The sequence below is a fragment of the Stenotrophomonas sp. YJH_SMC_46 genome (assembly GCF_059370315.1).
In genome coordinates this window covers 108,274-134,959 of sequence record NZ_JCAFTO010000003.1, presented here as the reverse complement: position 1 = coordinate 134,959, position 26,686 = coordinate 108,274, and the positions used below count along the sequence as shown (strand labels likewise).

Genomic DNA, 26,686 nt, shown 5'->3' with positions numbered 1-26,686 from the left:
TTGCGCACCGTGCAACGCTGCACCGCGCGTAAACTGGCCGGCTAACCCGCCATCAACCGCACGCCGCCACGGCCGATACCCGTGGTTTGTCGTACGCAGTCAGAGATCGACGTGGAAACACCGCAACTGGACGATGCCAGCCAGCCGCTGGCCGAAGCCTGGCAGCACTGCCTGCAACAGGCTGGCCCTGCCGCCACCGCGCTGCTCAAGGCCGCCGCCACCGATGCCCCAGCCGTGCTGGCACAGCGCTTTTACGAAGTGCTGCTGCAGGACGGGCGTGCACGCCGCTTCCTGTCCCACGACCAGGTCAAGCAGCGCCTGCAGCCGGCCATGCAGCGCTGGCTGGTGCAACTGCTGACCACTGATCGCGACAGGATCGCCAGTGCCGTGGCCTCGCAACGGGTGATCGGCGATGTGCATGCCCGGGTCGGCATTCCGGTCGACCTGGTCACCCGCGGCGCGCGCGTGCTCAAGCACGAGCTGTTCGTGCGCCTGCGCGACGACGCACCCGACAGTGCCACCGCGTTCGCCGCCATCGACTGCCTCAGCGCGATCATGGACATCGCCATGGAAGGCATGACCCTGGCCTACACCCATGCGCGCGAACGATCCACCCGTGCCGATGCGGCCTACCGGTTGTTCTCGCTGGTGCAGAACGTCAGCACCGAGCGCGAGCGCCAGCGCGCCCTGCTGCTGGACTGGGAAAACGCACTGCTGTACGCACTGGCCGGCCACGTGCAGGCCGGCGAAAGCGCCAGCCTGGCGACCTCGGAATTCGGCCTGTGGTTCACCCACAAGGGCATCCCCAGCTTCGGCGAGAGCAGCGAAACCCAGCAGGTCGGCCAGCTGATGGCCCGCATCGACGGGAACCTGCAACAGGCAAGCAACGATGCCCCGGCGCAGCGGCTGGCGGTGCTGCCGGCCATCCGCGAGGATCTGGCCGCCATCCGCACCCTGATGACCCTGCTGTTCGAGCGCATCGGCGAACTGGATGCCGGCAGCGATGCGCTGACCAACCTGCTCAACCGCCGGTTCCTGCCGACCGTGCTGCGCCGGGAAATCGAGCTGGCCACGCGCAACGGCACGCCGTTCTCGCTGCTGCTGCTCGACCTGGATCACTTCAAGGCGATCAACGACGGCCACGGCCACGATGCCGGCGACCGCGCGTTGCAGCACGTGGCCGGCCTGCTCGGCCAACTCACGCGGGGCAGCGACTACCTGTTCCGCTATGGCGGCGAAGAATTCGTGGTGGTGCTGGTGGCCGCCAGCGAGTCACAGGCCTCGGTGATCGCCGAGAGCCTGCGCCGGCAGATCGCACAATCACCGGTAGCACTAGCCAATGGCCAGGTGCTGGAGCTGACCGCCAGCATCGGCGTGGCCGGTCACGATGGTCATCCGGACTACGAACGGTTGATGGCACGTGCCGACGCGGCGATGTACGAGGCCAAGCGCAGCGGCCGCAACCGCGTGGTGGTGGCCAGCGCGGACCTGCAGGAAGCCCCGGGGCGGCGTGCACTGCAGCGATGACGACAGGACAGGTAGAGTCGACCGCTGGTCGACTATCGCGCGCAGCGCGGGATTTTTCGCACGCGGGGCGAAGAGCAGTCGACTGACAGTCGACTCTACCGACAGTCGACTCTACCGGTTCGCGCGCCAGCCGATGCGTTGAACGCCACCACCCGCCATGCTGCCCACCACAGCAGCGCCAGCAGCGCGATGCCGGCGCCCAACAGGCACACTGCTGGCCAGCCATGCCGGGCCTGCACCCAAGGCCCCGCAGCCGCACCCGCCCCACTGCCAACTGCATAGAACAACATGTACAACGCCACCAGGCGCCCATGCTGTTCTGTCGGTGCACGCAGCAACAATGCCTGGTTCGAGACATGGAGTGCCTGGCCGCCGAGGTCGAGCACGACCACACCCAGCAAAAGCAAGGACAGCGAACGCGGCAGGCCCAGCAGCGGCCACCACGCGACCAGCATCAACAACAGCGCGCCGAGGCTGACCCGATGCGCAAAACCACGGTCCATCCAGTGCCCGACCCGCGACGCCATCAATGCACCTGCCACCCCGGCCAGGCCGAGCGCGCCGATGGCTGCGGTCGACCAGTGCAGCGGCGGTGCCGACAGCGGCAAGGGTGCCGCCGCCCAGAACACATTGAGGCCGGCAAACAGCAGCAATGCCAGCGGCCCGCGCTCGCGCAGCGTCCGATTCCGGCGCAGCATGCCCAGCATCGAGCCGATCAGGTCGCGCCAGCGCGGCGGCACTGCGGGTATCGGCACGGCCGGCAGGCGCCGCCACAGCAGTACGGCCAAGGCCGCCATCAGCGCTGCCGAAAGCAGATAGACCGCTTGCCAGCCGGCAATGGCCGCCACCGTGCCGGACAGCACACGCGCCAGCAGCAGCCCGATGAACACCCCACCCTGCACCACCCCCACCACGCGCCCGCGCTGCGCGGCCGGAGCCATCGCTGCCGTATAGGCGATCAAGCCCTGGGTGAGCGCGGTGCCCAGCAGTCCGGCCAGCAGCATGGCCGACAGCAGCCAACCGGTCGTGCGTGCCGCTGCCAGCCACAGCAGGGCCGCCACCAGTGCCGCCAGCTGCAGCCGCAGCAGGCGCCGCCGGTCACCGCGATCGGCCAGCGGCAGCAGGCCGAGCAATGCAAGCACGCTGCCGGCCTGGGTTGCCGCCAACACTGCGCCCGCCACGGCACGGTCCAGTGCGAAGGCCTGTGCCAGCCGATCCAGCAGCGGTTGCGCGTAATAGACGTTGGCCACGCTGGCGCCGGCCGCGACCGCGAGCAGGGTCAGCAATGGGCGGGACATCGATGCGCTCATGATGTAGTTGCAATTTGAAACTTGATGCAGGCTATCGCCATTGGTTTTAAACTGCAACCACATTCGGAGGCCCCAGCATGCACGCCAACAGTCCCTGCCCCGTTGCCCGCAGCGCCGACCTGCTCGGTGATCGCTGGGCACTGCTGGTGATCCGCGATGCCTTCGACGGCGTCAGCCGCTTCGGCGACTTCCAGCGCAGCCTCGGCGCGGCGCGCAACATCCTCAGCGATCGCCTGCGCAGGCTGGTCGAGGCCGGCATCCTGCAACTGCAACCGGCCTCCGATGGCTCGGCCTACCAGGAATACGTGCTCACCCACGCCGGCCAGGAACTGTTCCCGCTGCTGGTCGCGCTGCGCCAGTGGGGAGAACGCCATCGCTTCAGCGCCGGTGAAACCCATTCGCAGTTGATCGAATCCAGCACGCGGCGACCACTGCCCTACATGCAGCCACACGGGCGCGACGGTCAGCCGCTGCAGGCCGCCGCCACCCGCGTGCGCAAGCTCAAGGACGACCGGCGCGGCGCCTGATCCGCCCACTCGCGCACACCGACGGACGCCCGCGCCGGTTAGCATCGGATCTTTCCGCCGCTGGATGCCGCCGATGTCGCGCTGTCGCCCTTCCCTGCTGACCGCCCTGCTGTTGCCGCTGCTGGCCTGCGCCACAGCAACCACGCAGGCCCGCGAGGTTGCCGCGCCCGCCGACCACGTGCAGGCCGATGGCCCCTATGTGTTCCGCCAGGGCGACCAGCTGCAGGCCAAGTGGATCTGCGACGACAAGGTCGAGTCGCGCACGCTGGCCATCAACACGGCGGGCACCGATATCGCGCCGCGCTGTGGCTACGAGCACACCGTACATGTGGCCGCGCCGAATGCACCTTCGATTTCCGTGCTGCCGGCTGCACCGCGCATCGTCGCGCTGTCGGACATCCATGGCCAGTACGGGCTGCTGGTGCGCCTGCTGCGCGCCCACCACGTGATCGACGCGGAGGATCGCTGGGCGCTGGGCAAGGACACACTGGTCATCGCCGGCGACGTGTTCGACCGCGGCCCGCAGGTGACCGAGGCGTTCTGGCTGCTCTACGGCCTGCAGCAGCAGGCGGCCGCCGCCGGTGGCGCCGTGCACTTCGTGCTCGGCAACCACGAAACCATGGTGCTGTACGACGACCTGCGCTACGTCAACCCGAAGTACCTGCGCAGCGCCCAGCTGCTGGGCCGCAGCTACCCGCAGCTGTATGGTGCCGATTCGGTGATCGGGCAGTGGCTGCGCACCCGTCCGGTGCTGCTGAAGATCGGCGATACCCTGTTCCTGCACGGCGGCATCTCGCCCGAGGCGGTGCAGCTGGCGCTGGACCCGGCACGCACCAACGCGGCCTATCAGGCCTCGCTGGGCCTGCCCAAGGCCGAAGTGAAGGCCGACCCGGCCACGGCACCGCTGTATGACGGCAAGACCAGCCCGATCTGGTACCGCGGCTATTTCGATGGCCGCCTCGACACCGCGGGGGTACAGGCCGTGCTCGACCGCCTGCAGCTCACCCGCATCGTGGTCGGCCACACTTCGATGCCGCACGTCAGCAGCTTCCATGGCGACCGCGTAATCGCGATCGACAGCAGCATCAAGAACGGCGAGAACGGCGAACTGCTGTTCATCGAGGATGGCAAGCTCAGCCGTGGCCTGCTGGATGGTTCGCGGGTGCCGCTGGCGCTGGGTGAGCCGGGCCTGCAGGACTGAATGGAGGGACAGCGCGACGGCGTCGGGAGGTGCCGGCGCGCTCCACCTTCACCCGGTTTGCGGCTACCCTTCGGCAGCCGAGAGGCCCAACCCGTCCATCCGGTGGGCCTGACCGTTACAGGAGCCCCGCGCATGCGCGTTCTGATTGCTGAAGACGACCCGGATATCGCCTCCGGCCTGTGCGCCTCGCTGCGCCGGCAGGGGCACGTGGTCGACCACGTCGACAACGGTGCGCACGCCGATGCTGCACTGGGCTCGACGCAGTACGCGCTGCTGGTGCTGGACCTGGGCCTGCCGCAACTGGATGGCCGCGACGTGCTGCAACGCCTGCGCCAGCGCGGCGATGGCCTGGCGGTGCTGGTGGTGACCGCACGTGACGGCCTGGCCGAGCGGGTACGCGTGCTCGACCTCGGCGCCGATGACTACCTGGTCAAGCCGTTCGCACTGGACGAATTCGAAGCCCGCGTGCGAGCACAGCTGCGCCGGGTCACCAGCAATGGTAATCCGGACCTGCGCGTCGGCCGCTTGCGCCTGGACTTGGCCGGGCACCGCGTCTGGATCGACGACCAATCACTTGAACTGACCGCACGCGAGTTCGGCCTGCTGTCGGCGCTGGCCGTTCGCGCCGAGCGCATCGTATCGCGTGCGCAGCTGGTGGAAGCGCTGTGCGACTGGGGCCAGGACCTCACCGACAACGGCCTGGACATCGCCCTGCACCGCCTGCGCCGCAAGCTGCAGCCGGGCGGCATGGGCATCCGCACCGTGCGCGGGCTGGGCTACATGCTGGAAGACGCGCAGGACGACAGCGCCCCGTGATCAGTGGACCGCCCAGCCTGCGCCGGCGCCTGCTTGCCTTCCTGGCGCTGCCGATGCTGGCCCTGCTCACTTTCAATACGATCCTGGCCTACTACGTTGCGCTGGACTACTCCAACCGCATCCACGACCGCAACCTCATCGACGACACGCACTCCTTCGCGCAGATGCTGAGCGGCATGCCGGTGACCAGCGAGCTGTCACCGCAGGCGCGCTTCCTGATCGAGTACGAGCCCGACGGCCATCGCTATTTCAACGTCGACAGCAGCCGCCAGGGGACGCTCAGCGGCAATGCAGATTTCAGTGCCTACGCGCCTTCGCAGGAATGCACCGGCGTGGACCCCACCCTGTACGATGGCATTCTCAACGGCCAGCCGGTGCGCATGGCCACCGTCTGCACGCGTGCGATGAACGATCCGCAGGACCAGCTGGCGGTGACCGTGGCCGAAAGCATGGCCGAACGACGCCAGCGCGCGCGCGAGATCCTGATGATCATCATCCCGCTGATGACCATGCTGGCGCTGGGCACTGCCGCGCTGGTCTGGTTCGGGGTGACCCATGGCCTGCGCATCCTGACCCCGCTGAGGACCCGCCTGGCACAGCGCCGCGGCGAACTGGCGCCGATCTCCGACGCCGACGTGCCGGAGGAAATCCAGCCACTGATCAGCACCATCGACGATCTGTTTGCCCGCCAGGCGGAAATGATCACCCTGCAGAACCGATTCATCGCCGACGCCGCGCACCAGCTGCGCTCCCCGTTGGCCGGCATGGCCCTGCACGTGGACCAGGCACTGGCGCATGGCGACCCGGACACGGTGCGCGAGGCACTGCAGCACATCCGCCGGCTCAACCAGCGCACCGCGCGGGTCAGCACCCAGCTGCTGGCGCTGAGCCGGGCGCAGACCGTGCCGGAGACGGTGGAGGCACTGGACCTGTGCGAACGGGTGCCGCAGTGGGTCGGTACACGCGTGCCTGAAGCGATCCGCGATGGCATCGATCTGGGTTACCGCGGCAGCCCCCAGCCGCTGCGCGTGCTCGGCAACGGTGCCCAGCTGCAGGAAGCACTGGACAACCTGATCGACAATGCGCTGCGCTATGCCGGCCGCGATGCGACCGTTACCGTCGGCGTGCACGCGCTGGATGACAACGACGTCGAACTGTACGTGGAGGACAACGGGCCCGGCGTACCCGAGGACGTGATGCCGCGGCTGGGCGAGCGCTTCTTCCGCGCCCCCGGCACCACCGCCAGCGGCACCGGCCTGGGCCTGGCCATCGCCCACGAGGCGGTGGAGCACTTCGGCGGGCGCCTGAGCTTCCTCAACCGCCCCGGCGGCGGGCTCAAGGTCGCTATCACGCTGCCGCTGCTGAAGGGCCCCTGACCCGGACCGGGGCGCTGAAAGGCTGGCGAAAATCGCGGTTGCGATCCTGACCCTCCCCACTGCCGTCCCGGAGCCGCCAGGTGACCGACTCGCACGACTTCTTCCTTCCCGGTGGCCCGCACGGCGTGCTGCTGGTCCACGGCCTGACCGGTACTCCGGCGGAGATGCGCATGCTGGGAAAGGGCCTGAACAACGCCGGCTTCACCGTACACGGCGTGCAGCTGCCCGGCCATTGCGGCACCGTGGATGACCTGCTGGCGACCACCTGGGAACAGTGGTACCAGGGCGTGGAAAATGCGGCGGCAAGCCTGCGCGGCAAGGTCGACCAGCTGTTCGTCGGTGGCCTGTCGATGGGCGCGGTGCTGTCGCTGGCACTTGCTGCTCGACGACCGGACTGGGTGTCCGGCGTCGGTGTGTATGGCGCCACGTTCCGCTACGACGGCTGGAACATACCCGCTGTCGCCCGCCTCTCGTTCCTGCTGCCGTGGTTCAAGCGCTTCAACATCGGCCGCGACCGCATGTTCATGGAAGAACCGCCGTACGGCCTGCGCGACGAGCGCCTGCGTGCGCAGGTCAGCGCCGCCATGTTGTCCGGCGACAGCGCGGCGGCCGGCCTGCCGGGCAATCCCTGGCATGCGCTGGCCGAGATGCGTGCGCTGAGCAACTGGACCCGCCGCCACCTGCACCAGGTCACCGCCCCGTGCCTGGTGATGCACGCCCGCGAAGACGACGTGGCCAGCATGGGCAATGCCGAACTGGTGATGTCGCGGGTCAGTGGCCCGAAGGAACTGGTGGTGCTGGAGGACAGCTACCACATGATCACGATCGACCGCGAACGCCGCGAGGTGATCCGCCGCAGCGCGCGCTTCTTCACCGGGATCGGTGAACACAGCGGCGTCCTCAAGGCGGTGGCCTGAGATGGGGGCACTTGCCACGCTGCTGTGGCTGGCCAATGTCGTGCTCGATACCGGTGGCCAGCTCGCCTTCAAGGCCGCCGCCAGCGACCCGCAGGAGGGCGAGGGACTGCAGCGCTGGAAGCACATGCTCAGCCGCCCCTGGCTGTGGATCGGCATCGCCTGTTACGTGCTTGAGTTCGTCGCCTGGATCGCCTTCCTGTCACTGGTTCCGCTGTCCAAGGGCGTGCTGCTGGGCTCGATCAACATCGTGGCGCTGATGATCGCCGGCCGCATCCTGTTCCGCGAGAAGCTCACGCCATTGCGGGTGACCGGAATGCTGCTGGTCACAGCAGGCGTGGCGGTGGTGGGGGCCGGCTCATGAGGCGCCTGTATGTGATCGGCTTCCCCCTGCTGATGGCCTTCGACACCCTGGCCCAGCTGTGCTTCAAGTACGCCGGTGATGCTGCGCTGCCGGTCGAGGCCAACACCACCTGGCTGCTGCGCGTGCTGTCGCAACCATGGGTGTACGGCGCCATCCTGGGCTACGTGGGTGCGTTCTTCACCTGGATGAGCCTGCTGCGGCATGCGCCGATCGGCCCGGCGTTCGCGGCCTCGCACCTGGAAGTCATCAGCGTACTGCTGCTCTCGGCGTGGCTGCTGAAAGAGCCGCTCACCCTGCACCACCTCGTCGGTGCGGTCCTGATCGTGGCCGGCATCGTCTGCCTCGGCCGCGCGGAAGCGGACGACCCGCACAGCCCCGCCGCAAGCACGCCATGAGCGCGCGGCGATGAGCCTGTTCGCGCGCGAACTGCCGCCGACGGCTGGCCTGCCGATGCAGGCCAGCGACTTCCTTCCCGGTGGCGGCGACCTGCGCGAGATCCTGGCCAAGCAGCTCGGCACACCGCCGCTGCAGCTGACCTGTTCCGGTACCCACGCGCTGCTGATCGCGCTGCGCACCCTGCGCAAGCGTGCGCCAAAGCGCGACACAGTGATCATGCCGGCCTACACCTGCCCGCTGGTGCCGATCGCGGTGCACAGCCTCGGCCTGCGCGTGCAGCCGTGCGATACCCGGCACGGCCACTTCGACTTCGATCCCGGCCAGCTCAAACGGTTGGCCGATGCGCGTACGTTGGCGATCCTGCCGACCCACCTGGGCGGGCGCATCGCCGATGTCGAACAGGCCTGCGACATCGCACGCGGCGCCGGCACCCGGGTCATCGAAGATGCCGCACAGGCGCTGGGTGCACGGGTGGGCAACAGCAGTGTCGGCCTGCGTGGCGATATCGGATTCTTCAGCCTCGCTGCAGGGAAGGGGCTGAGCCTGCACGAAGGCGGCCTGCTGGTCAGCCGCGATGACGAACTGCGCGCCGAACTGGCCGAGCATGCCGCCGAACACGTGCGCTTCAACCTGCGCTGGGAGCTGCTTCGCAGTGTGCAGCTGCTTGGCCTTGCCGCCTGCTATCGCCCCTCGCTGCTGTCGCTGGTGTACGGCAATCCGCTGCGCAGCGCACTGCAGCGTGGCGATCTGGAAGACGCGGTCGGTGACGTTTTCCCGCTGGACATCCCGCAGCACCGGGTCAGCCAGTGGCGGCAGAACGTGGGCGCCCACGCCGCACGGCGGCTGCCTGCGTTCCTGCAGGCCGGGCGCCTGCGCGCACTGCAGCTGCGCGTGCAGCTGGCACAACTGCCGGCGGTGGAGGTGGTCGATGGCCTGGCCGGTAGCGGCGGCACCTGGCCGATGCTGATGCTGCTGCTGCCCAGCCAGCGCGCGCGTGACGCCGCACTGGACACACTGTGGCCGCGCGGCCTCGGCGCCAGCCGCATGTTCATCCATGCCCTGCCCGACTACGCCTACCTGCGTGGCATCGTGCCGCAGGAGAACGTGCCCAATGCACGTGACTTCGCCGCACGCATGCTGACCCTTGGCAACAGCGCCTGGCAGACCCGTGAGGAAACCGCGGAGATCCTGCGGGCGCTGGCCGCTGCGCAGCTCTGAAACCGCGGTTTCCAGGGCATTACGCCCGTTCAGCAAGCGCGATTCCTGAACACTTTCCCCAGCCTGCGGTGCAGGCTTTCAACAGGAAAGGAACACGAAAGGCGGCCTGCCTACATTGAGCCTGCCCCGGCATCGTGCCGGACGTTTCTTTCATCGACGGACCTGCCCATGCGCTGGAGCATCCTGTGTGACTTCGACGGCACCATCAGCCTGGAAGATGTCATCGACTCGCTGCTGGAAAAGTACGGCCAGCCCGGCTGGCAGGCGCTGGAAGAGCAGTGGAAATCGGGCGCGATCGGCTCGCGTGAATGCATGCAGGGCCAGGTGCGGCTGCTGAAGCTGGACCCGGCCACGCTCGACGCACACCTGGACCAGGTGCAGATCGATCCGGGCTTCGCGGCCTTCGTCTGCCGCGCCGAACAGCTGGGCCTGCCGCTGCGCATCGTCAGCGACGGCCTGGACTACGCGATCCACCGCATCCTTGCCAACCATGGCCTGCCACCGCTGCCGGTGGTGGCCAACCACCTGCGCTGGTGCGAAGACCATTGGGAACTGGAGTCGCCCTACCAGGCCGAAGGGTGCCGCAGCGGGACCTGCAAGTGCACCTGCGCTGCGCAGGCGCGCGCCAACGAAGCCCCCCGCGTGCTGATGATCGGCGACGGCAGCTCGGACTTCTGCGTCTCTGAAGACGCCGACTTCGTGTTCGCCAAGCGCCGCCTGATCACCCATTGCACGAATGCCGGCATCGCGCATGCCGCCATCGATACCTTCCACGATGCAATCGCGCTGTTGCCGCGCCTGCTCGATGGCAGCCTGCTGCAGCCACGTCGCCTCGACGCCAGCCCGCAGCCCGCCGCACTGCCCCTGCTGCTGGCCACCGCCTGAGCACTCCCTTCCAGCCGCGCTCCCCCGTCCCCCCTTTCGAACGTCCTTCACGGAACCGAACTGCATGAACATTTTTGACAAGAACGCCGACGCGGCTGCCTCCGATGCGCAGCTGCTGGCCGACGAAGCCCGCTACAGCTCCTTCGGCGATACCGTCCACTACGTCGACCCGCCGAAGATCTTCCAGCGCGGCGAAGGCAGCTACATGTTCGACGGCGCGGGCGTGCCCTACCTCGACCTGCAGATGTGGTACTCGGCCTGCAACTTCGGCTACAGCAACAAGCGCCTGAACGATGCACTGAAGGACCAGATCGACACCCTGCCGCAGGTCGCCAGCCAGTACCTGCACCCGACCCGCGTGCAGCTGGCCAAGACCATTGCCGTGGACATGCACGAGAAGTTCGGCCTCGACGGCCGCGTGCACTTCAACGTCGGCGGCGCGCAGGCCATTGAGGACTCGCTGAAGATCGTGCGCAACGCGCGCGGCGGCAAGAGCCTGATGTTCGCCTTCGAGGGCGGCTACCACGGCCGCACCCTGGGTGCGTCGTCGATCACCTCCAGCTACCGCTACCGCCGCCGCTACGGCCACTTCGGCGAGCGCGCGATGTTCATCCCGTTCCCGTACCCCTTCCGTCGCCCGAAGGGCATGACCCCGGACGAGTACTCCGACCACTGCGTGTGGCAGTTCGAGCGGCTGTTCGAAAGCGAGTACAACGGCGTGTGGGATCCCAAGGTCGGCCAGGCCGAGTACGCCGCGTTCTACGTCGAGCCGATCCAGGGCACCGGCGGCTACGTCATCCCGCCGCGCAACTTCTTCACCGGCCTCAAGCGCGTGCTGGACAAGTACGGCATCCTGATGGTCGTCGATGAAATCCAGATGGGTTTCTGGCGCACCGGCAAGCTGTGGTCGATCGAGCACTTCGGCGTGACCCCGGACGTGCTGGTGTTCGGCAAGGCGCTGACCAACGGCCTGAACCCGCTGTCGGGCCTGTGGGCGCGCGAAGAGCTGATCAACCCGACCGTGTTCCCGCCGGGCTCCACCCACTCCACCTTCAACTCCAATCCGCTGGGCACCCGCCTCGGCCTGGAAGTGCTGAAGCTGGGCAAGGAAATGGATTACGAGCGCACCGTGCCGGAGAAGGGAGCGTACTTCCTCGACGGCCTGCGTGGCCTGCAGAAGCGTCACCCGGAGATCGGCGACGTCGACGGCCTGGGCCTGGCGCTGCGTGCGGAAATCTGCCAGGCCGACGGCTACACCCCGAACAAGGAGCTGCTGGACCGCATGGTCGACATCGGCCTGGCCGGTGACCTCCTGCACGACGGCAAGCGCATGGGCCTCGTGCTCGACGTGGGTGGCTGGTACAAGAACGTGATCACCTTCGCGCCGTCGCTGGACATCAGCTACGAAGAGATCGGCCTGGCGATCACCCTGCTCGACCAGGCGCTGACCAAGGCCAAGGGCTGAGGTCGATGCGCTGCCGGTTCCCGTGCCGATGGAGATGACGTCACGCGCATCCAGCACCGCGCTGGAACCGGCCGCGCTGCTGGAGGGCTTCCTGGCCCACCCGCCGCTTGGATTCGAGGCAGGCCTGCTCCCCAGCGGCCTGCCGACCTTCCGTGCGCCGCTCGACCTGACCACCACGATGGACGACGACCTGCGCGGCAAGCTGCTTGGCTTGCCGCTGTCGCGCCTGTGGCGGCCGTGGATCACCTGGAAGACGCGCTTCGTCGGTGCCACCAGCACCGAGTATACCCCGCTGCCGGCACACGTCGCGCCGGAGGCACTGGCCGAGGACGTGACGCGTCACGCGATCGGCGATACCCGGCTGCTGGTGGTGAAGGATCTGGCCATCGATTCACCGTTGCTGGACGACGCGGCCAATGCGCACAGCGCTACCTTCCTGCAGGCATTGCTGGCGCGCGGCTTCGTTGAACTGGAAGGCATGCCACTGGCCTGGGTGGCGATCGATTTCGATTCGATCGATGGCTATCTCGGCCGCCTGTCGTCCTCGCGCCGCAAGAACATCCGGCGCAAGCTGCGCTCGCGCGGTGAGCTGCAGATCGACTGCATCGCCACCGGTGATCCGGCCCTGGCCGACCCACAGCTGCAGGCCGAACTGTATGCGCTGTACCTGGGCGTGTATGCGCAGAGCGCGGTGCATTTCGACCAGCTCGACCTGCCCTACTTCCAATACCTGTTGGCCGACAGCCAGGGCCAGGGCCGCATGTTCCTGTACCGCCACCAGGGTCTGCTGATCGGCTGGAACCTGTGCTACATCCACGCCGGAAAGCTGGTGGACAAGTACATCGGCCTGGCCTACCCGCAATCACGCGAGCACAACCTGTACGCGGTCAGCTGGATGCACAACATCGAGTACGCCCTGCAGCACGGCCTGAGCCACTACGTGGCCGGCTGGACCGACTCGCGCATCAAGGCCGAACTGGGTGCGCGCTTCACCTCCACCCGGCATGCGATCCATGCCCGTTCCCCGCTGCTGCGTGCCGCCCTTCGCAGGCTGGCCCCGTACCTGCAGGGCGAACCTGATGGAGGCGGTTGAACGATGCCGGTGCGTTCGCCGCTGATCCTGGACCTGGACGGTGGCGTGCTGCCGCTGCCCCGGGCGCAGATCCTGGCCCTGCCGCAGTGGCACGACCCGCTGCGCTTCGCCTGCAGCAATGCCACCCTGGACCGTTTCGCCGCCGAAGTGCTGGCACCGCTGCCCGCGCAGCTCGGCACGGTCATGCTCGGCAGTGGTGACTTCCACCATCTCAGCCTGCCGCTGCTGCGCCGCATGCATGGGCAGGCGCCATTCCAGCTGGTCGTGCTGGACAACCATCCGGACAACATGCGTTTCCCGTTCGGCATGCACTGCGGCTCGTGGGTAAACGCCGCCAGCAAGCTACCGCAGATCTCGCACATCCATGTGCTCGGCGTCACCTCCAGGGACATCGGCCTCGGTCATGCCTGGGAGAACCACTGGCGACCGCTGATGTGCGGTCGCCTGACCTACTGGTGCATGGATGTGGACGTGGGCTGGGGCCATCGCCTCGGCATGGGCCACGCCTTCCGCCGTTTCGAGCATCCCGAGGCCCTGGTCGCCGCGTTCGCCGCCGAGCAGGCCACGTCACCGCAGCCGACCTATCTGTCGATCGACAAGGATGTGTTCGCCGAGGACGTTGCGCGCAGCAACTGGGACCAGGGCCGCTTCCAGCTGGAACACGCGCTGGTGGTGATCGAAGCACTGCGCGCCGGTGGCCTGGTCGGCAGTGACATCACCGGCGAAGTGTCGCTGGCCCACTACCGCAGCCGCTTCAAGCGCTGGCTGTCCTCGCTGGATGGCCAGCCCGACATCCGTGTCGATGACCTGCCCGCGTGGCAGGCGCGGCACCAGCAGGTGAACCGCGAGCTGCTGGCGGCTATGGCTTCGGTGCCAACCGCCTGCTGACCGCGTCCGGTTGTGCCGGCCGCTGGCCGGCGTAGCTCCGGTAGTGCCGGCCGCTGGCCGGCAACCTCGTTGTTCCCGGGCGCATGCGGATGCCGGCCAGCGGCCGGCACTACACTGGACTTCCGCCCCGGAGCCGCCGCGATGCCCCAGACCGTCATCCCGCAACTGCGCATGCACCACGCCGATACCACCCTGCCGTTCTACGTGCAGGGACTGGGTTTCGTAGTCGACTGGGAACACCGCTTCGAACCAGGCTTCCCACTGTTCGCCCAGCTCACCCGCGACGGCCAGACGATCTTCCTCACCGAGCACAGCGGCGACTGTGAGGTCGGCGGCGCGGTGTACTTGATCGTCGAGGACGTAGACGCGCTGCACCGCGCCTTCAGCGCCGCGGGTGTCCCCATCGAACAGCCGCCGCATGACACCGAATGGGGCAGCCGCGAGATGCGGCTGCGTGACCCCGACGGCAACCGCCTGCGCTTTGCCACCCACCTGGACTGAACGACGCCGGCTTGAGACGGATATACGAAACGTATACGCTTCGTATCTTCCCAGCTCCAGGACCGCCCATGGGCATCGTCAACATCGATGACACCCTGCACGACCAGCTGCGCCGTGCCTGCACCGTTTCCAGCCGCTCGATCAACGCCCAGGCCAACTTCTGGATCCGGGTCGGCATGCTGTGCGAAATGAACCCGACGCTGAGTTTCCAGGACATCGTCGCCAGTGAACTGCGCGCGGCCGGGGTGCAGCCGCCGCTGCTGGCGCCAGGTCAGGCCTGAGTCCATGGGCATCATCAAACGGCCGGAAGAAGTTGAGCTGATGGCCGAATCGGGTCGCCTGCTGGCCCAGGTGTTCGCCGCACTCGACCAGCTGCCGCTGCAGGGCCGCAGCACGATGGAGATCAACGATTTCGTAGAACGCATGATCGTCGACGAGCTGCAGGCGCGGCCGGCCAGCAAGGGCCAGTACGGCTTCCCGTACGTGCTCAATACCTCGATCGACAACGTCATCTGCCACGGCGTGCCCAGCACCACCGACGTGCTGCGCAGCGGCCAGATCGTCAACCTCGACATCACCCTGGAGAAGAACGGCTACATCGCCGACTCCAGCACCACCTACCTGGTCGGTGAGGTCGACTACGCCGCGCGCAGGCTGGTGCAGACCGCCTACCAGGCGATGTGGAAAGGCATCGCTGCGGTGCGCCCCGGCGCGCGCCTGGGCGATATCGGCCACGCCATCGCCCGCCACGCGCGCAGCCACGGCTACAGCGTGGTGAAGGAATACTGCGGCCATGGCATCGGCCAGGAAATGCACGAAGAACCGCAGATCCTGCACTACGGCCATCCCAACACCGGCAGGGTGCTGGAAGAAGGCATGGTGTTCACCATCGAGCCGATGCTCAACCAGGGCAAGCCGGCCATCCGCCAGCAGCCGGACGAATGGCCGGTCTACACCCGCGACGGCAAGCTGTCGGCGCAGTTCGAGCACACGGTGGCGGTCACCCGCAACGGTGTGCGCGTACTGACCCTGCGCCCCGGCGAAGCGCCATTGTGCGCGGTGGACGCGGCCTAGAGCGGACGCAACAGCAACAGTGTCGCCAGGCAGAACATGAAGACCGCCACGGCGGCATCCAGCACCCGCCAGGCACCTGGCTTGCGGAACACTGGCTGCAACAGGCGCGCGCCATAGCCCAGAGAACAGAACCAGGCCACGCTGGCCAGACACGCCCCGGCGGCGAAGGCCCAGCGCAGGTCACCCGGGTAGCGCGTGGACAGACTGCCCAGCAGCACCACGGTATCCAGGTAGACGTGCGGATTGAGCAGGGTGAAGGCCAGGCAGGTCAGCAGCACCTGGCGCGCGCTGCCGCCCTGCGCCTCGGCCGCGGCCAGTGCACTGCCTCCGCGCCGCGCGCGCAGCCCTGCCCGCAGGCCATACCACAGCAGGAACGCGGCGCCACCGAAGCGCAGCCCCTGCAGCAGCAGCGGCCACTGCAGCACCAGCGCGCCCATGCCGCCGACGCCGGCCAGTATCAGCGCGATGTCCGCGCCGGCACAGGCAGCCACCACCGTTCCGACATGCCGACGCTGCAACCCTTGTCGCAGCACGAAGGCATTCTGTGCGCCGATGGCGATGATCAGGCCGGCACCCGCGAACAGGCCGGCGGCAATGGCGGCGATCCACATCAGGAAGGCCCAGGCAGCGAGGGGACGCGCAGGGTGCGGCCAATTGCCCTGTTTAGACAATCTGATTTTTCTTTATCCTGTGCAGGAAAACTGAAGAGGCGACGGCATGGACCTGGTACATCCGCAGCTGGCCGCATTCGCTGCGGTGCTGGAAGAAGGCAGCTTCGAGGCCGCGGCACACCGCCTGTCGATCAGCCCGTCGGCACTATCGCAGCGGGTCAAGGCGCTGGAAGACCGCCTCGGCCAGGTACTGGTGGTGCGCCAGGCACCCTGCCGACCGACCGCTGCGGGGGAAGCACTGCTGCGCCGGGTACGGCCGATGCAGGCACTGGAAGCCGAGGCGCTGGCCGAGCTGCTGCCCGAGCGTGGCAACGACGCTGCGCGTACGCCCATCCCCCTGGCGGTCAACGACGACTCGCTTGACACCTGGTTCGTGCCGGCCATCGCCGACCTGCACCAGCGCCATGGCTACCTGTTCGACCTGCGCATGGACGACCAGGACCACACCCTGCAACTGCTGCGCGATGGCAGCGTGCTCGGCGCGGTCACCGCCGAAAGCCAGCCGGTGAAGGGCTGCAACGTGTACCCGCTCGGCGCCATGCGTTACCACGCGATCGCTTCGCCCGGCTTCGCCCGCCAGTACTTCAACGATGGCATGCAGGCCGCGGCCCTGGCGCGCGCACCGATGCTGGTGTTCAACCGCAAAGATGAACTGCAATGGCGCTTCGTGCGGCGCCTGACCCGCGCGCGCCTGCAGCCGCCGCTACACTACCTGCCCTCCTCCACCGGTTTCGTCGAAGCCGCCGCGTGCGGACTCGGCTGGGGCATGGCCCCGGAAACCCTGGTCGCCCCCGCCGTGTGCGCTGGCCGCGTGGTGGTCCTGGAACCCCGCCGCTGGCTCGATGTGCCGCTGTACTGGCAGCATGCCGCCGTGCGCTCAAGCACGCTGCAGCACATCACCCAGGCGCTGCGCACTGCGGCCAGCGGCACCCTTCGTTGAGGACGAAACGATGATCGCAGACCCGGGCTTCACGCCGCGCGCACTACCGTTTGCGCACTTCTTTACCACTGGGACGGCATGGGCGTGATCGGCCGACGTACAAGGATGCACCGCGCGAAGGCCGCGCTGGCGCTGGCAGCCTGCCTGCCATTCGCTGCCCCCGCGCAGCCCACCAGCGACGCCCCCGCATTGGACTGGGAACAGGCACGGCAACGCCTGGAGCAGGTCTCCGATGCGCTGGCGGCCGCTGATGCAGCGGTACGCAACAAGCAGGACCTGCAGGACGCCACGCGCCTGCTGCGCCTGCCGGAGATCACCGGCGAAGTGCGCCGCCTGCAGTTCCAGAAGACCCTGACCCTGCCACTGGGTTCGCTGGCGCCGGTGGCTGAAGCCTTCGGTATCGATTCGCCACTGTCGTTCACCGAGCGCGACTGGCGTACACGCCCGGTAGTGACCGCGGTGCTGCCGCTGTACACCGGCGGCGTGATCCCGGCCGCGCAACGTGCGGCCAGCGCCGCCCATGAGCAGGCCAACGCCGAGCGCGAGGCACAGCGCCAATCATTGACCGTGCAGCTGGCCCAGGCCTACTTCGGCCAGCGCCTGGCCGAGCAGGCGGTGGACGTGCGCCGCGACGTGCGCGACGGCCTCAACCGCCACCTGTCCGATGCCGAAAAGCTCGAACGCGAGGGCTTCGCCACCCGCGCCCAGCGCCTGCAGGCCACCGTGGCCCGCGACAAGGCCGAGCGCGAGTATCAGAAGACGGTGAATGACCTGGCCACGCTGAAGGCCGCGCTGTCCACGCTGCTGCGCAGTGGCGGCGAGGTGCAGCCGGTGTCGCCGCTGTTCGTGCAGCGCGTGCCGCTGGAACCGGTGACCAGCTTCGAGCGCACGGCGCAGGCGCGCCAGCCGCAGATCGCGCGCTTGCGCGCGATGGTGGCGCAGGCCGAACAGGGCGTGCGCGTGCAGCAGGCCAAGCTGAAGCCGCAGATCTTCGCCTTCGGCCAATATGACTTCCGTCGCCGCGACGAGATGCTGACCGACCCGGACTGGGCGTTCGGCATCGGGCTGAAGTACACCTTCCTGTCACCGAACTCGCGGCCGGCGCAGATCAGCGCCGCGCGTGCACAACAGGACCAGGCCGAAGCCGGCCTGCGCGAGGCCGAGAACCAGGTCGCACTGGGTGTGCGCAAGGCCTGGAACGAACTGGAAACCGCGCGCCAGCAGTTCGTGCTGCTCGACAGCAGCATCGCCCAGGCACAGGAAAACCTGCGCCTGCAGGAGCTGGCATTCCGCGAAGGCCAGGCCACCTCGCTGGATGTGATCGATGCGCGGCTCGGCCTGGGCGGCGCCCGTGTCGAGCGCGCACAGGCCGCCTACCAATACGACATTGCGCTGGCACAGTTGCTGGAGATCAGTGGACAGATGGACCGTTTCGAAGAATTCCGGCGGCGTGCGGACGAGGTGATCGACCATGAGTGACGTGCTGCACGACGATGCGACGACGCCCCCCGGCAAGCGACGGCTGGGACCGATCCTGCTGGTGGTCCTCCTGGTCGCGGTGGTGCTGGGCCTGTGGCTGGCCTGGCGCAGCCCGGCCGACCAGATCCAGGGCATGGCCGATGCGGATACGATCAACGTGGCCGCCAAGATCACCGCGCGCGTGGCCGAGCTGAAGGTGCGCGAGGGCGATCGCGTGCAGCCCGGGCAGGTGCTGTTCCTGCTCGACAGCCCCGAAGTGGCCGCCAAGGAACAGCAGGCGCACGGCGCATTGGCGGCTGCGCAGGCGGTGGCCGACAAGGCCGACGAAGGCGCGCGCAGCGAAGACATCCGCGCCGCCGAAGCGAACTGGAAGCGCGCCGAAGCCGGCGCGGCACTGGCCGAAGCCACCTACCGGCGCGTGCAGAACCTGTTCAACGAAGGGGTGATGACCCGGCAGAAGCGCGATGAAGCGCATGCCCAGGCCACCAGTTCGCGCGAACTGGCCCGCGCCGCCCGCGCGCAGTACGACATGGCATTGGCCGGCGCCCGAGAGCAGGACAAGCGCGCCGCGCAGGGCCAGGTGCAGCAGGCGCAGGGCGCGGTGGCCGAAGTCAACGCGGCGCGTGCCGAAGTGGAGGGACGCGCGCCGGTGGCGGGCGAGATCAACAAGCGCATGGCCGACCCGGGCGAGCTGGTGCCGGCCGGCTATCCGGTGTTCACCCTGGTCGACATCGACCGCATGTGGGTCGCCATGAACCTGCGCGAATCGCAGATGCAGGGCCTGAAGGTCGGCAGCAAGCTGCAGGGCAGCGTGCCGGCGCTCGGCCTGGACGGCGAATTCGAGGTCTACTTCATCAATCCGGCCGGTGACTATGCAACCTGGCGTACCACCCGCCAGTCGTCCGGCTATGACGTCCGCAGCTTCGAGGTGCGGGTGCGCCCGGTACGCCGCATCGAGGGCTTCCGCCCCGGCATGAGCGTGCTGTTCGCATGGCCCCAGCACTGAGCCCGGACCGCAACGGCTTCGCCGCTTCGTGGCGACGCGAGCTGCAGTCGCTGCGCGGCAACCGTGCCGACCTGCTGCTGGTCACCTTGCTGCCACTACTGATGCTGGTAGTGATGGCATGGATGTTCACGCCGTCGGTGATGCGCGACATCCCGATTGCTGTGGTTGACCTTGACCACAGCAGTGACAGCCGCCTGCTGCTGCGCATGCTCGACGCCAGTCCCGGCGTACGCGTCGCCAGCCAGCCAGCGGACATGGAAGACGCACGTTCGCAGCTGCGCCGCCTGGATGTATTCGCCATCGTGCTGGTGCCGCGCGACGTCACCCGCCAAGCGCTGCGCGGCCGCCAGGGCACGGTGTTCGCCTATTACAACGCCACGTACATGACCACCGGCCAGTCGGCGGCGCGCGACATCGGCGAGGCGGTTTCCGCATGGAATGCACGCCTGCTGCGCGAGCGCATTGGCCTGCAGGTCGGCCCGGGCAAGCTGCGTGCGGCGCCGATCGCTGTGCAGTCGGACATCCTCTACAACCCGGCACGCAGCTACGAGCTGTTCCTGCTGCCGCTGATCTTCCCGGCGGTGCTGTCACTGGTACTGGCACTTGCGGTGGCCGGCAGCCTCGGCCGCGAGGTCCGCGATGGCACCCTGCCCGCCTGGCTGGGCCGCACGCCGTGGTCGGCGATTGCCGGCAAGGTCGCGCCGTACCTCCTGCTGTTCTCGCTGTATGGCGCGCTCGGCATCGGTTACCTGGCATGGCTGCGTGGCGACGGCGTGGCCGGCAGCGTACTTCTGCTGCTGCTCGCGCAGCCGTTGTTCTACCTGGCCACCGCCGCCTACGCGCTGTTCTTCGTCGGCGTCACCCGCGACATGGGCACCGCACTGTCCGCGGTGGGCCTCAGCATCGGCACCGCACTGGCGTTCTCCAGCGCCACGTTCCCGGTGCTGGACGGGCCGTTGTTCACCCGCATCTGGCATCAGCTGCTGCCATTGAGCGCCTACATCAAGCTGCAGACCCAACAGCAGTTCATCGGCTCGCCGCTGCAGGTTTCGGCATGGCCGCTGGCTACGCTGCTATTGATGACGGTGGTGGCCGGGGGCATCGGCGGGCTGCGCCTGATCGCCTTTGCGCGTACCCCAGAAGCCGCACAGCCGGCGGGGGGCGACGCATGAGCGTACTCTGGCGCAGCCTCCGGCAGACCCTGATGGCGGTCCTGTGCGACCGCTACGCGATCGTGGTGATGGTCGGTGCAGTGATCCTGTACTCGTTCTTCTATCCGGCCGCCTACCGGCACCAGGTGGCCGGCAACCTGCCGGTGCTGGTGGTGGACGAAGACCACAGCGCGACCAGCCGCGAGCTGCTGCGCAAGCTCGACGCACTGCGCGTTGCGCGCGTGGTCGGGCAACCGGCGGACGTCGACAGCGCACGCCGGCAGCTGGAAGCCGGCCAGGCCGAGGGGATCGTCGTGATCCCGGCCAATCTGGAGCGCGACATCCTGCGCGGCCATCCAGCCAAGCTGGTACTGCTTGGCAACGGCGCCTACCTGGGCCGCGCCAGCTGGGTGCTGGGCAGCGTAGCTGACGCGCTGGGTGCGTTCGGGCGTGATGCCGTGGTCGGCCAGGCCGCCTTCATGGGTGCACCCCAGGCCCTGCCGGTCACGCTTGTGCAGCGTCCGCTGCACAACACCCAGGAAGGCTATGGCAGCGCGATCGTGCCCGGGGTGGCCGAGCTGATCGTGCACCAGACGCTGTTGATGGGCATCGGCGTTCTGCTCGGCGGCCGCCGCCTCGCACTGGGCCGGCGCCTGCGCTTCGACCTGCCGACGCTGGCCGGCATGGCGTTGGGCTTCGGCCTGATCGGACTGTTCGGCCTGTTCTGGTACGCCGGTTTCACTGCCTGGGCGCAGGACTACCCGCGCGGCGGCAACCCGATAGGCCAGCTGCTGGGCGGCACCTTGTTCATCGCCGTCACCGTGGCCTTCGGCCTGTTGGTCGGCAGCTTCTTCCGCACCCGCGAGCGCGCCTTCCAGTACATCGTCGCCACCTCGATCCCGCTGTTTTTCCTGGCCAACCTGTCGTGGCCGGCGGTGATGACGCCGCAACCGCTGGTCTGGCTGGCACAGCTGCTGCCCACCACCTCGGGCATCAACCTGATGGTGCGCCTGAACCAGATGGATGCCCGCCTGACCGACGTCAGCCACGAACTGATCACCCTCACCCTTCTGCTGCTGCTTTACGGCAGCCTCGCCGCCTGGCGCCTCCTGGCCCGAAAAGGGGACGGAGGGGATTAAGTCGCAGGCAACCTGTTCAAGGGCCGCGGCATGGCCGCTTCGAGCCGACGCTCAGGGATCCGGGGCGTACCAGAACGGGATGCGGAACGCGCGACGCCGTCCGCCCCCGCGCTCGCCGCCTGTGGCATTCCACACCAGTTCCAGGTCATGGCGTCCGGGCGCGAGGCCGCGGGTAGGCAGGTACCCCACCAGGCCACGCATATCCAGGTCGCGCCGCTCCATGGGCACGAAGCCATGCAGGTCGACCGGGGTGCCGTCCAGCTTGACCTGCCAGAGCCGGGAAAGGCACTCCACTGCGGCGTTGGCGGCCTGTTGCCCGGAGGCTTCATTGTGCGCGTCCGGAAGTGCGGTGCAATGCTGGCGCGCCAGCGGATTGTCGCGTTGCGGGCGATGCGGAATGAACACGCGAAGCTGCCCACCGCTGATCGTGTCCGACGGGATCATCGGGTACGGCAGCAGCTGGTCATGCGCCGAACGCATCGATTCGTAATGCGCACTCAGCATGCCGTGCTCAACCGCCGCTTCCGTGACGATCTGGTACCGGTTGAACAGCGAGAACTTCAACGACGCCATCACCTGCACGGCGGCCAGCAGCATCGCTACCAGCACCGCGAACAGGTAGGCCGCCATGAACGAGCGCGAGCGCAGGTTGCTCTGCATGGTCAGCTGCATGGTCTGCATCAGGCGCAACAGCGGAACCCGTTGCAGGGCCGCCAGCATGCCCTGCAGGAGTCGCTGCGGTCGCTCATGGGGCTGCCCGCGCGCCTGCCGCCGCGCCACGATCTTTTCCAGGATCCCGGGGGTAACAGCCAGCGTCAACAGTGCGGCCAGCACGCTGCACAGGGCGAGCATGGCGACATGATCGGCGCCACCTGACAGCGCGCCGATCACCATCGACACACCGAGCGTCAGGACGGCCAACACCAGCGTGCCCGCCAATGTCTGTACGGCAAGCAGGGTGGTCGAGAACAGCATCGTCGCCAGCCGGTCGGCCCGTTCGATGCTGCCATCGAGGCCTCCGTCCCGGGCCTGCAGGAAAGCGCGCGTGACCGCCCCCATTCTTGGCAGGCGCGCCCAGTCAATGCCATCGGGGAAATGCGACCGGAGGCCGATCAGCCCGATCCAGTAGCCGCGCACCGTGAGGTGGATGATCAAGGCGACTGCCAGCACATAGCACATGCCGACACTGATGCTGAAACCGAACCAGAGCATCTGGAAGTACATACCTTCGGTGTGCAGGCTGCTGCGCGCCCAGGCGTCGAACAGATAGCCCGGCACGGCCAGCAGCGCGAACGCCAGCAGGCCCGAAATGAACAGCTCGAGTTCATCGGTGCGATCACGCACCCGTTGGGGATGGGCGGTCGCTTCCGCTATCGGGTCATGCCCGGCGAGCGGTGCCGGTTGGGGAGCTGGAGCCGATTCGTTCACTGGACGTTCATCCGTTGAGTCGGCGCAGTATAGGCATGACGCCAGATTCAGCGATACGGGTCCGGAACGACGAACGCCGGCGCGGGGCCGGCGTTCGAATATTGCGATGTGGAAGGGCCGAACAGGTGTGGCAGCGACCGATCAACGATAGACGCGTTCGCAGCGGCGCTCGACGACGCGGTCGCCGTTCTTCTGCTGGCTGTTGCCCTGGATCTGGCGACCAGCCGCACCACCGGCCACGGCGCCCGCCACGGTGGCGAGCTTCTTGCCGTTGCCGCCGCCCACCTGGTTGCCCAGCAGGCCGCCGATTACCGCGCCGGTTGCCGTACCGGCAATGCGGTTCGGATCGCGCGAGTTGCGCTGCACTTCCACGTTCTTGCAGACCACGCGGCTACCGTCGTTGAACCTGCGCCCCTCATCACGCGGGCCGTAAGTCTGCGCGCCGGCCACCGACGAGGCCGCCAGCAGGGTACCCAGCACAAGCAATCGGGTCGAGGTCTTCATGGCCATCTCCTGAGTTCCGGTACGGGGCCAGTGTCCCCCAGCGGTTGGCAACCGGAAGTGAAATGGGCGTGCCCCCAACCTCGCCGGCCATCGCGCGTTCAGGGAAAAAATCCGCGCCCATCACGGTCAACGATCGTGATGGGCGCCGTCTCCCTGCCGGCATGCGCTGTTGCTAGAACTCTTCCCAGCCGCCCGCGTTCGCAGCCAGCGTCGGCTCGATGCGTGGTACCAGTACCCCCGGCCGGCGTACCGGAGTCACTTTCGCCGCGACCGCGGCCAGGACCGGGCGCACGGCTGCGGCCGTGGTTGCCGCACTGATGCGGAACACCGAAACCGCTTCGGCCAGCAGATTGGCCTGCTCCTCCATGGAACGAGCCGCGGCGCTGGCCTCTTCCACCAGCGCCGCGTTCTGCTGCGTGGTCTCGTCCATCTGCACCACCGCCTGGTTGACCTGTTCAATGCCCGAGCTCTGCTCCTGCGATGCGGCAGATATCTCGGCCATGATGTCGGTCACCCGCTGCACCGAGGCCACCACCTCGCCCATGGTGGTGCCAGCCTGGCGGACCAGCGCCGAGCCGTCGGCGACCTTGCCAACCGAATCCTCGATCAGGCCCTTGATTTCCTTGGCCGCACCCGCCGAGCGCTGAGCCAGTGTGCGCACCTCGCTGGCCACCACCGCAAAGCCCCTGCCCTGTTCACCAGCTCGCGCGGCTTCCACCGCCGCGTTCAACGCCAGGATGTTGGTCTGGAAAGCAATGCCATCGATGACCGAGATGATCTCAGCGATCTTTTTCGACGAGGCCTCGATCGCCGACATCGTGGTGACTACCTGGCCGACCACCTCGCCGCCCTGCGAAGCGACACCGTGCGCGCCGATCGCGAGTTGATTGGCCTGGCGTGCGTGCTCGGCATTCTGCTTCACGGTGGAGGTCAGTTCCTCCATCGACGCCGCAGTCTCTTCCAGGTTCGCCGCCTGCTGCTCGGTGCGCCGCGACAGGTCGGTGTTGCCCGCGGCGATCTCGCCTGCCGTCAAGTTGATGCTGGACGCGCTGGCCTGGATGCGGCCGACGATCTGCGTGAGCTGGTCGACGGTGGCGTTGCAGTCATCGCGCATCCGGGCGAACACGCCGTGGAAGTCCCCCTGCATGCGCACGGTCAGGTCACCGCGCGAGATGGACTGCAACAGGCTCGATACCTGCACCAGGTTCTCGTCGGTGGTCTGCATCAGCCGGTTGAGCCCGGCCACCATGTCGTGGAAATCGTGAGCGAAGCGCTGCTCGTCACCGCGCAGGCTGAAGTCCCCCGCCGCTGCTGCCGTCGCCAGCCTGCGGATCTCACCGTTGATCGCTGACAGGCTGGCCTTGGTCTCGTCCATCGCCTGGGTGATCGCGGCCTTCTCGCCCGGCAGAGGATCCATGTCTACCGATAGATCGCCCCGGGCGTAGTGCTTCATTACTTCGATCAACCGGTTCTGCACCTGCACATGCGAGCCGACCAGCGCATTGGTCTCGTGCACCATGCGCCCGTAGTCACCGGGGAAGGCGCTCTCATCCATGCGATAGCTGAGGCTGCCCGCATCGTGCTGGCGAGCCAGTTCCCCCTGCGCCGCCATCACAGACTGCAATTGCGCCTGCATGCGCTGCATCGACCTGAGCAGCTGCGTCACCTCATCGTTGCCGGAGGCGTCGATGCTGCTGTCCAGCCGCCCGTTGGCGATGCCATCGGCGAGCTTCACGGCTCCCTCCAGCGGCCGGGTCAGGCTGCGGGTGATGGCCCATGCGGCCAGCGAGCCGAGTATCAGGCTCAGCACGCCGAACACGATCGACAAGGTGCCGGTCCACGCCTCGGTCGCGCGGTAGTCCTCGCGGCTGCGCGCCGTCAGCACCTCCTGGTGCCGCAGCAGGGTGGAGATCGCCTCGTTCCAGGCCGTCGCCAGGCCCTGCTCGGCAAGCAGCTCCTTGGCTGCACCGTCGAAATCGCCGGCCTTCATGCGCTCATGCAGTTGCCGGGTGGACGCGTCGGTGGCCTTGCGTGCCGCGTCGATCCGCGCGACCAGCGTATCGCCGGTGGCATCACGCGGAATCTTGATGTACTTGGCCCATATGGCGTCGTACGCCTGCGACAGCTCCTGCGCCTTCCGATAATCCCTGTCGAAATCCTCACCTCGCTTGATCACCATCAGCCGGCGCTGCATCAGCACCGCATTGTTGGTATCCAGCATCTCGTTCAACAACCGCATTTTCACCATGTTGACGTCCACCACTTTCTCGAACTGGGTGGACTTCAGGTGATTTCCGTACAGCGCCAGGCCGACGATGGCGACGATGAACAGCAGCAGCAAACCAAACCCGGCGCCCAGCCGGGATCCCACTCGGAGGTTGCGTAAGGCGAGCATCTCAGTTCCCTTGATCAATGGCCGTACGGTCGATGGCGGCGCAGGCAGGGGAAACTTTATGGGCCGATATTATTGTATCGATCCAGATATCCTGAAATGTGCGGGCTGTTGTGAAAACCGCGCACCGGCAAATTCCTGCAGCCGCGCATTGCAAACGTGCATCGGACCACCCAATATTCGACCTGAATGCGGGTTATTCATTTTGCGAGCCGGTGACGGCGCATGGAGAACGAGTAGCCAGCATTAACTTGGGCTGCGAAGAAGCCACCAGAGGCATGTGCCACGCTTCCTTCCGCCTCTGGCCTGGGAAAGAACGTTCGATACTTTCTCGAGAAAGCCCCATGAACTCGCGCTCAGTATCGGTGTTTCTCCGGAGTAGTCCCTGGCATCCATGACCGATGCAGAAGATGCATGGCGG

General features: G+C 67.6%; 26 protein-coding genes. 21 read left to right on the top strand and 5 right to left on the bottom strand.

Features of this window, described 5'->3' with window-relative positions:
* The first annotated feature begins 111 nt into the window (after positions 1–111).
* The gene (locus AC5P8C_RS10055; RefSeq protein ID WP_026346930.1) at positions 112–1,527 is read left to right on the top strand and encodes a GGDEF domain-containing protein; all 1,416 of its coding nucleotides are present in this window, start codon (positions 112–114) and stop codon (positions 1,525–1,527) included.
* Positions 1,528–1,622: 95 nt separating this feature from the next.
* Here AC5P8C_RS10055 and AC5P8C_RS10050 read toward each other — a convergent pair whose 3' ends face one another.
* Positions 1,623–2,825, bottom strand: a complete 1,203-nt coding sequence (locus AC5P8C_RS10050; protein ID WP_425423315.1) for an MFS transporter — start codon at positions 2,823–2,825, stop codon at positions 1,623–1,625.
* A gap of 89 nt (positions 2,826–2,914) precedes the next feature.
* Here AC5P8C_RS10050 and AC5P8C_RS10045 point away from each other — a divergent pair, with 89 nt between their 5' ends.
* From AC5P8C_RS10045 to map, 15 genes are all read left to right on the top strand, one after another.
* Positions 2,915–3,364 (top strand): winged helix-turn-helix transcriptional regulator, encoded by a 450-nt coding sequence (locus AC5P8C_RS10045; protein WP_019659187.1) that lies wholly within the window; start codon positions 2,915–2,917, stop codon positions 3,362–3,364.
* A gap of 73 nt (positions 3,365–3,437) precedes the next feature.
* A complete protein-coding gene (locus AC5P8C_RS10040) occupies positions 3,438–4,565 on the top strand; it encodes a metallophosphoesterase (protein WP_019659188.1) in 1,128 nt (375 codons plus the stop codon).
* A gap of 132 nt (positions 4,566–4,697) precedes the next feature.
* Entirely contained in the window at positions 4,698–5,381 is a 684-nt protein-coding gene (locus AC5P8C_RS10035; RefSeq protein WP_019659189.1) for a response regulator, read from the top strand.
* The gene (locus tag AC5P8C_RS10030; RefSeq protein ID WP_495218675.1) at positions 5,378–6,757 is read left to right on the top strand and encodes a sensor histidine kinase; all 1,380 of its coding nucleotides are present in this window, start codon (positions 5,378–5,380) and stop codon (positions 6,755–6,757) included. The genes AC5P8C_RS10035 and AC5P8C_RS10030 overlap by 4 nt, the downstream gene beginning before the upstream one ends.
* Before the next feature lie 80 nt (positions 6,758–6,837).
* Positions 6,838–7,674 (top strand): alpha/beta hydrolase, encoded by an 837-nt coding sequence (locus AC5P8C_RS10025; RefSeq protein ID WP_472958814.1) that lies wholly within the window; start codon positions 6,838–6,840, stop codon positions 7,672–7,674.
* A gap of 1 nt (position 7,675) precedes the next feature.
* On the top strand, positions 7,676–8,035 hold the full coding sequence (locus AC5P8C_RS10020) for an EamA family transporter (protein WP_021202495.1): 360 nt from the start codon (positions 7,676–7,678) through the stop codon (positions 8,033–8,035).
* Positions 8,032–8,430: a DMT family transporter gene (locus AC5P8C_RS10015; protein WP_495218673.1), complete on the top strand. Its 399-nt coding sequence runs from the start codon at positions 8,032–8,034 to the stop codon at positions 8,428–8,430. The genes AC5P8C_RS10020 and AC5P8C_RS10015 overlap by 4 nt, the downstream gene beginning before the upstream one ends.
* Positions 8,431–8,440: 10 nt before the next feature.
* Complete coding sequence (locus tag AC5P8C_RS10010; protein WP_495218671.1) at positions 8,441–9,649, top strand: DegT/DnrJ/EryC1/StrS family aminotransferase; 1,209 nt, start codon at positions 8,441–8,443, stop codon at positions 9,647–9,649.
* Positions 9,650–9,817: 168 nt separating this feature from the next.
* Positions 9,818–10,534 (top strand): MtnX-like HAD-IB family phosphatase, encoded by a 717-nt coding sequence (locus AC5P8C_RS10005; RefSeq protein ID WP_197597307.1) that lies wholly within the window; start codon positions 9,818–9,820, stop codon positions 10,532–10,534.
* Positions 10,535–10,598: 64 nt separating this feature from the next.
* Positions 10,599–11,999, top strand: a complete 1,401-nt coding sequence (locus AC5P8C_RS10000; protein ID WP_019659196.1) for an aspartate aminotransferase family protein — start codon at positions 10,599–10,601, stop codon at positions 11,997–11,999.
* Between the two features lie 28 nt (positions 12,000–12,027).
* Positions 12,028–13,092, top strand: a complete 1,065-nt coding sequence (locus AC5P8C_RS09995; protein ID WP_197597306.1) for a GNAT family N-acetyltransferase — start codon at positions 12,028–12,030, stop codon at positions 13,090–13,092.
* A 3-nt stretch (positions 13,093–13,095) separates the two neighbouring features.
* Positions 13,096–13,980: an arginase family protein gene (locus AC5P8C_RS09990; RefSeq protein ID WP_111098995.1), complete on the top strand. Its 885-nt coding sequence runs from the start codon at positions 13,096–13,098 to the stop codon at positions 13,978–13,980.
* Between the two features lie 141 nt (positions 13,981–14,121).
* Positions 14,122–14,481, top strand: coding sequence for a bleomycin resistance protein (locus AC5P8C_RS09985; RefSeq protein ID WP_495218668.1), 360 nt, complete (start codon positions 14,122–14,124; stop codon positions 14,479–14,481).
* A gap of 68 nt (positions 14,482–14,549) precedes the next feature.
* On the top strand, positions 14,550–14,762 hold the full coding sequence (locus AC5P8C_RS09980; RefSeq protein ID WP_019659200.1) for a ParD-like family protein: 213 nt from the start codon (positions 14,550–14,552) through the stop codon (positions 14,760–14,762).
* 10 nt (positions 14,763–14,772) lie between these two features.
* Positions 14,773–15,555 carry a type I methionyl aminopeptidase gene (map, locus tag AC5P8C_RS09975; protein WP_495218922.1) on the top strand — a complete coding sequence of 261 codons (783 nt, stop codon included), beginning with the start codon at positions 14,773–14,775 and terminating at the stop codon, positions 15,553–15,555.
* Here the strand turns inward: map and AC5P8C_RS09970 are convergent.
* Complete coding sequence (locus tag AC5P8C_RS09970) at positions 15,552–16,166, bottom strand: LysE/ArgO family amino acid transporter (protein WP_233653087.1); 615 nt, start codon at positions 16,164–16,166, stop codon at positions 15,552–15,554. The two genes, map and AC5P8C_RS09970, sit on opposite strands and share 4 nt — an antisense overlap.
* Positions 16,167–16,272: 106 nt before the next feature.
* Between AC5P8C_RS09970 and AC5P8C_RS09965 the strand changes: the two genes are divergently transcribed.
* The 5 genes from AC5P8C_RS09965 (at position 16,273) to AC5P8C_RS09945 (ending at position 21,941) form a co-directional block, all read left to right on the top strand.
* Positions 16,273–17,166 carry a LysR family transcriptional regulator ArgP gene (locus AC5P8C_RS09965; RefSeq protein ID WP_019659203.1) on the top strand — a complete coding sequence of 298 codons (894 nt, stop codon included), beginning with the start codon at positions 16,273–16,275 and terminating at the stop codon, positions 17,164–17,166.
* A gap of 78 nt (positions 17,167–17,244) precedes the next feature.
* Positions 17,245–18,645, top strand: a complete 1,401-nt coding sequence (locus AC5P8C_RS09960; RefSeq protein WP_197575868.1) for a TolC family protein — start codon at positions 17,245–17,247, stop codon at positions 18,643–18,645.
* On the top strand, positions 18,638–19,651 hold the full coding sequence (locus tag AC5P8C_RS09955) for an HlyD family secretion protein (protein ID WP_019659205.1): 1,014 nt from the start codon (positions 18,638–18,640) through the stop codon (positions 19,649–19,651). Before AC5P8C_RS09960 ends, AC5P8C_RS09955 begins: the two co-directional genes overlap by 8 nt.
* Positions 19,636–20,823, top strand: coding sequence for an ABC transporter permease (locus AC5P8C_RS09950; protein WP_019659206.1), 1,188 nt, complete (start codon positions 19,636–19,638; stop codon positions 20,821–20,823). The genes AC5P8C_RS09955 and AC5P8C_RS09950 overlap by 16 nt, the downstream gene beginning before the upstream one ends.
* On the top strand, positions 20,820–21,941 hold the full coding sequence (locus AC5P8C_RS09945) for an ABC transporter permease (protein ID WP_026346933.1): 1,122 nt from the start codon (positions 20,820–20,822) through the stop codon (positions 21,939–21,941). Before AC5P8C_RS09950 ends, AC5P8C_RS09945 begins: the two co-directional genes overlap by 4 nt.
* Positions 21,942–21,992: 51 nt before the next feature.
* Here AC5P8C_RS09945 and AC5P8C_RS09940 read toward each other — a convergent pair whose 3' ends face one another.
* The 3 genes from AC5P8C_RS09940 to AC5P8C_RS09930 all read right to left on the bottom strand — a co-directional run bounded on the left by AC5P8C_RS09940 (position 21,993) and on the right by AC5P8C_RS09930 (position 26,268).
* Positions 21,993–23,285: a hypothetical protein gene (locus AC5P8C_RS09940; protein ID WP_026346934.1), complete on the bottom strand. Its 1,293-nt coding sequence runs from the start codon at positions 23,283–23,285 to the stop codon at positions 21,993–21,995.
* Positions 23,286–23,510: 225 nt separating this feature from the next.
* Positions 23,511–23,879, bottom strand: a complete 369-nt coding sequence (locus AC5P8C_RS09935) for a glycine zipper 2TM domain-containing protein (protein ID WP_014646414.1) — start codon at positions 23,877–23,879, stop codon at positions 23,511–23,513.
* Positions 23,880–24,045: 166 nt separating this feature from the next.
* Positions 24,046–26,268: a methyl-accepting chemotaxis protein gene (locus AC5P8C_RS09930; RefSeq protein ID WP_495218664.1), complete on the bottom strand. Its 2,223-nt coding sequence runs from the start codon at positions 26,266–26,268 to the stop codon at positions 24,046–24,048.
* Positions 26,269–26,686: the final 418 nt, after the last annotated feature.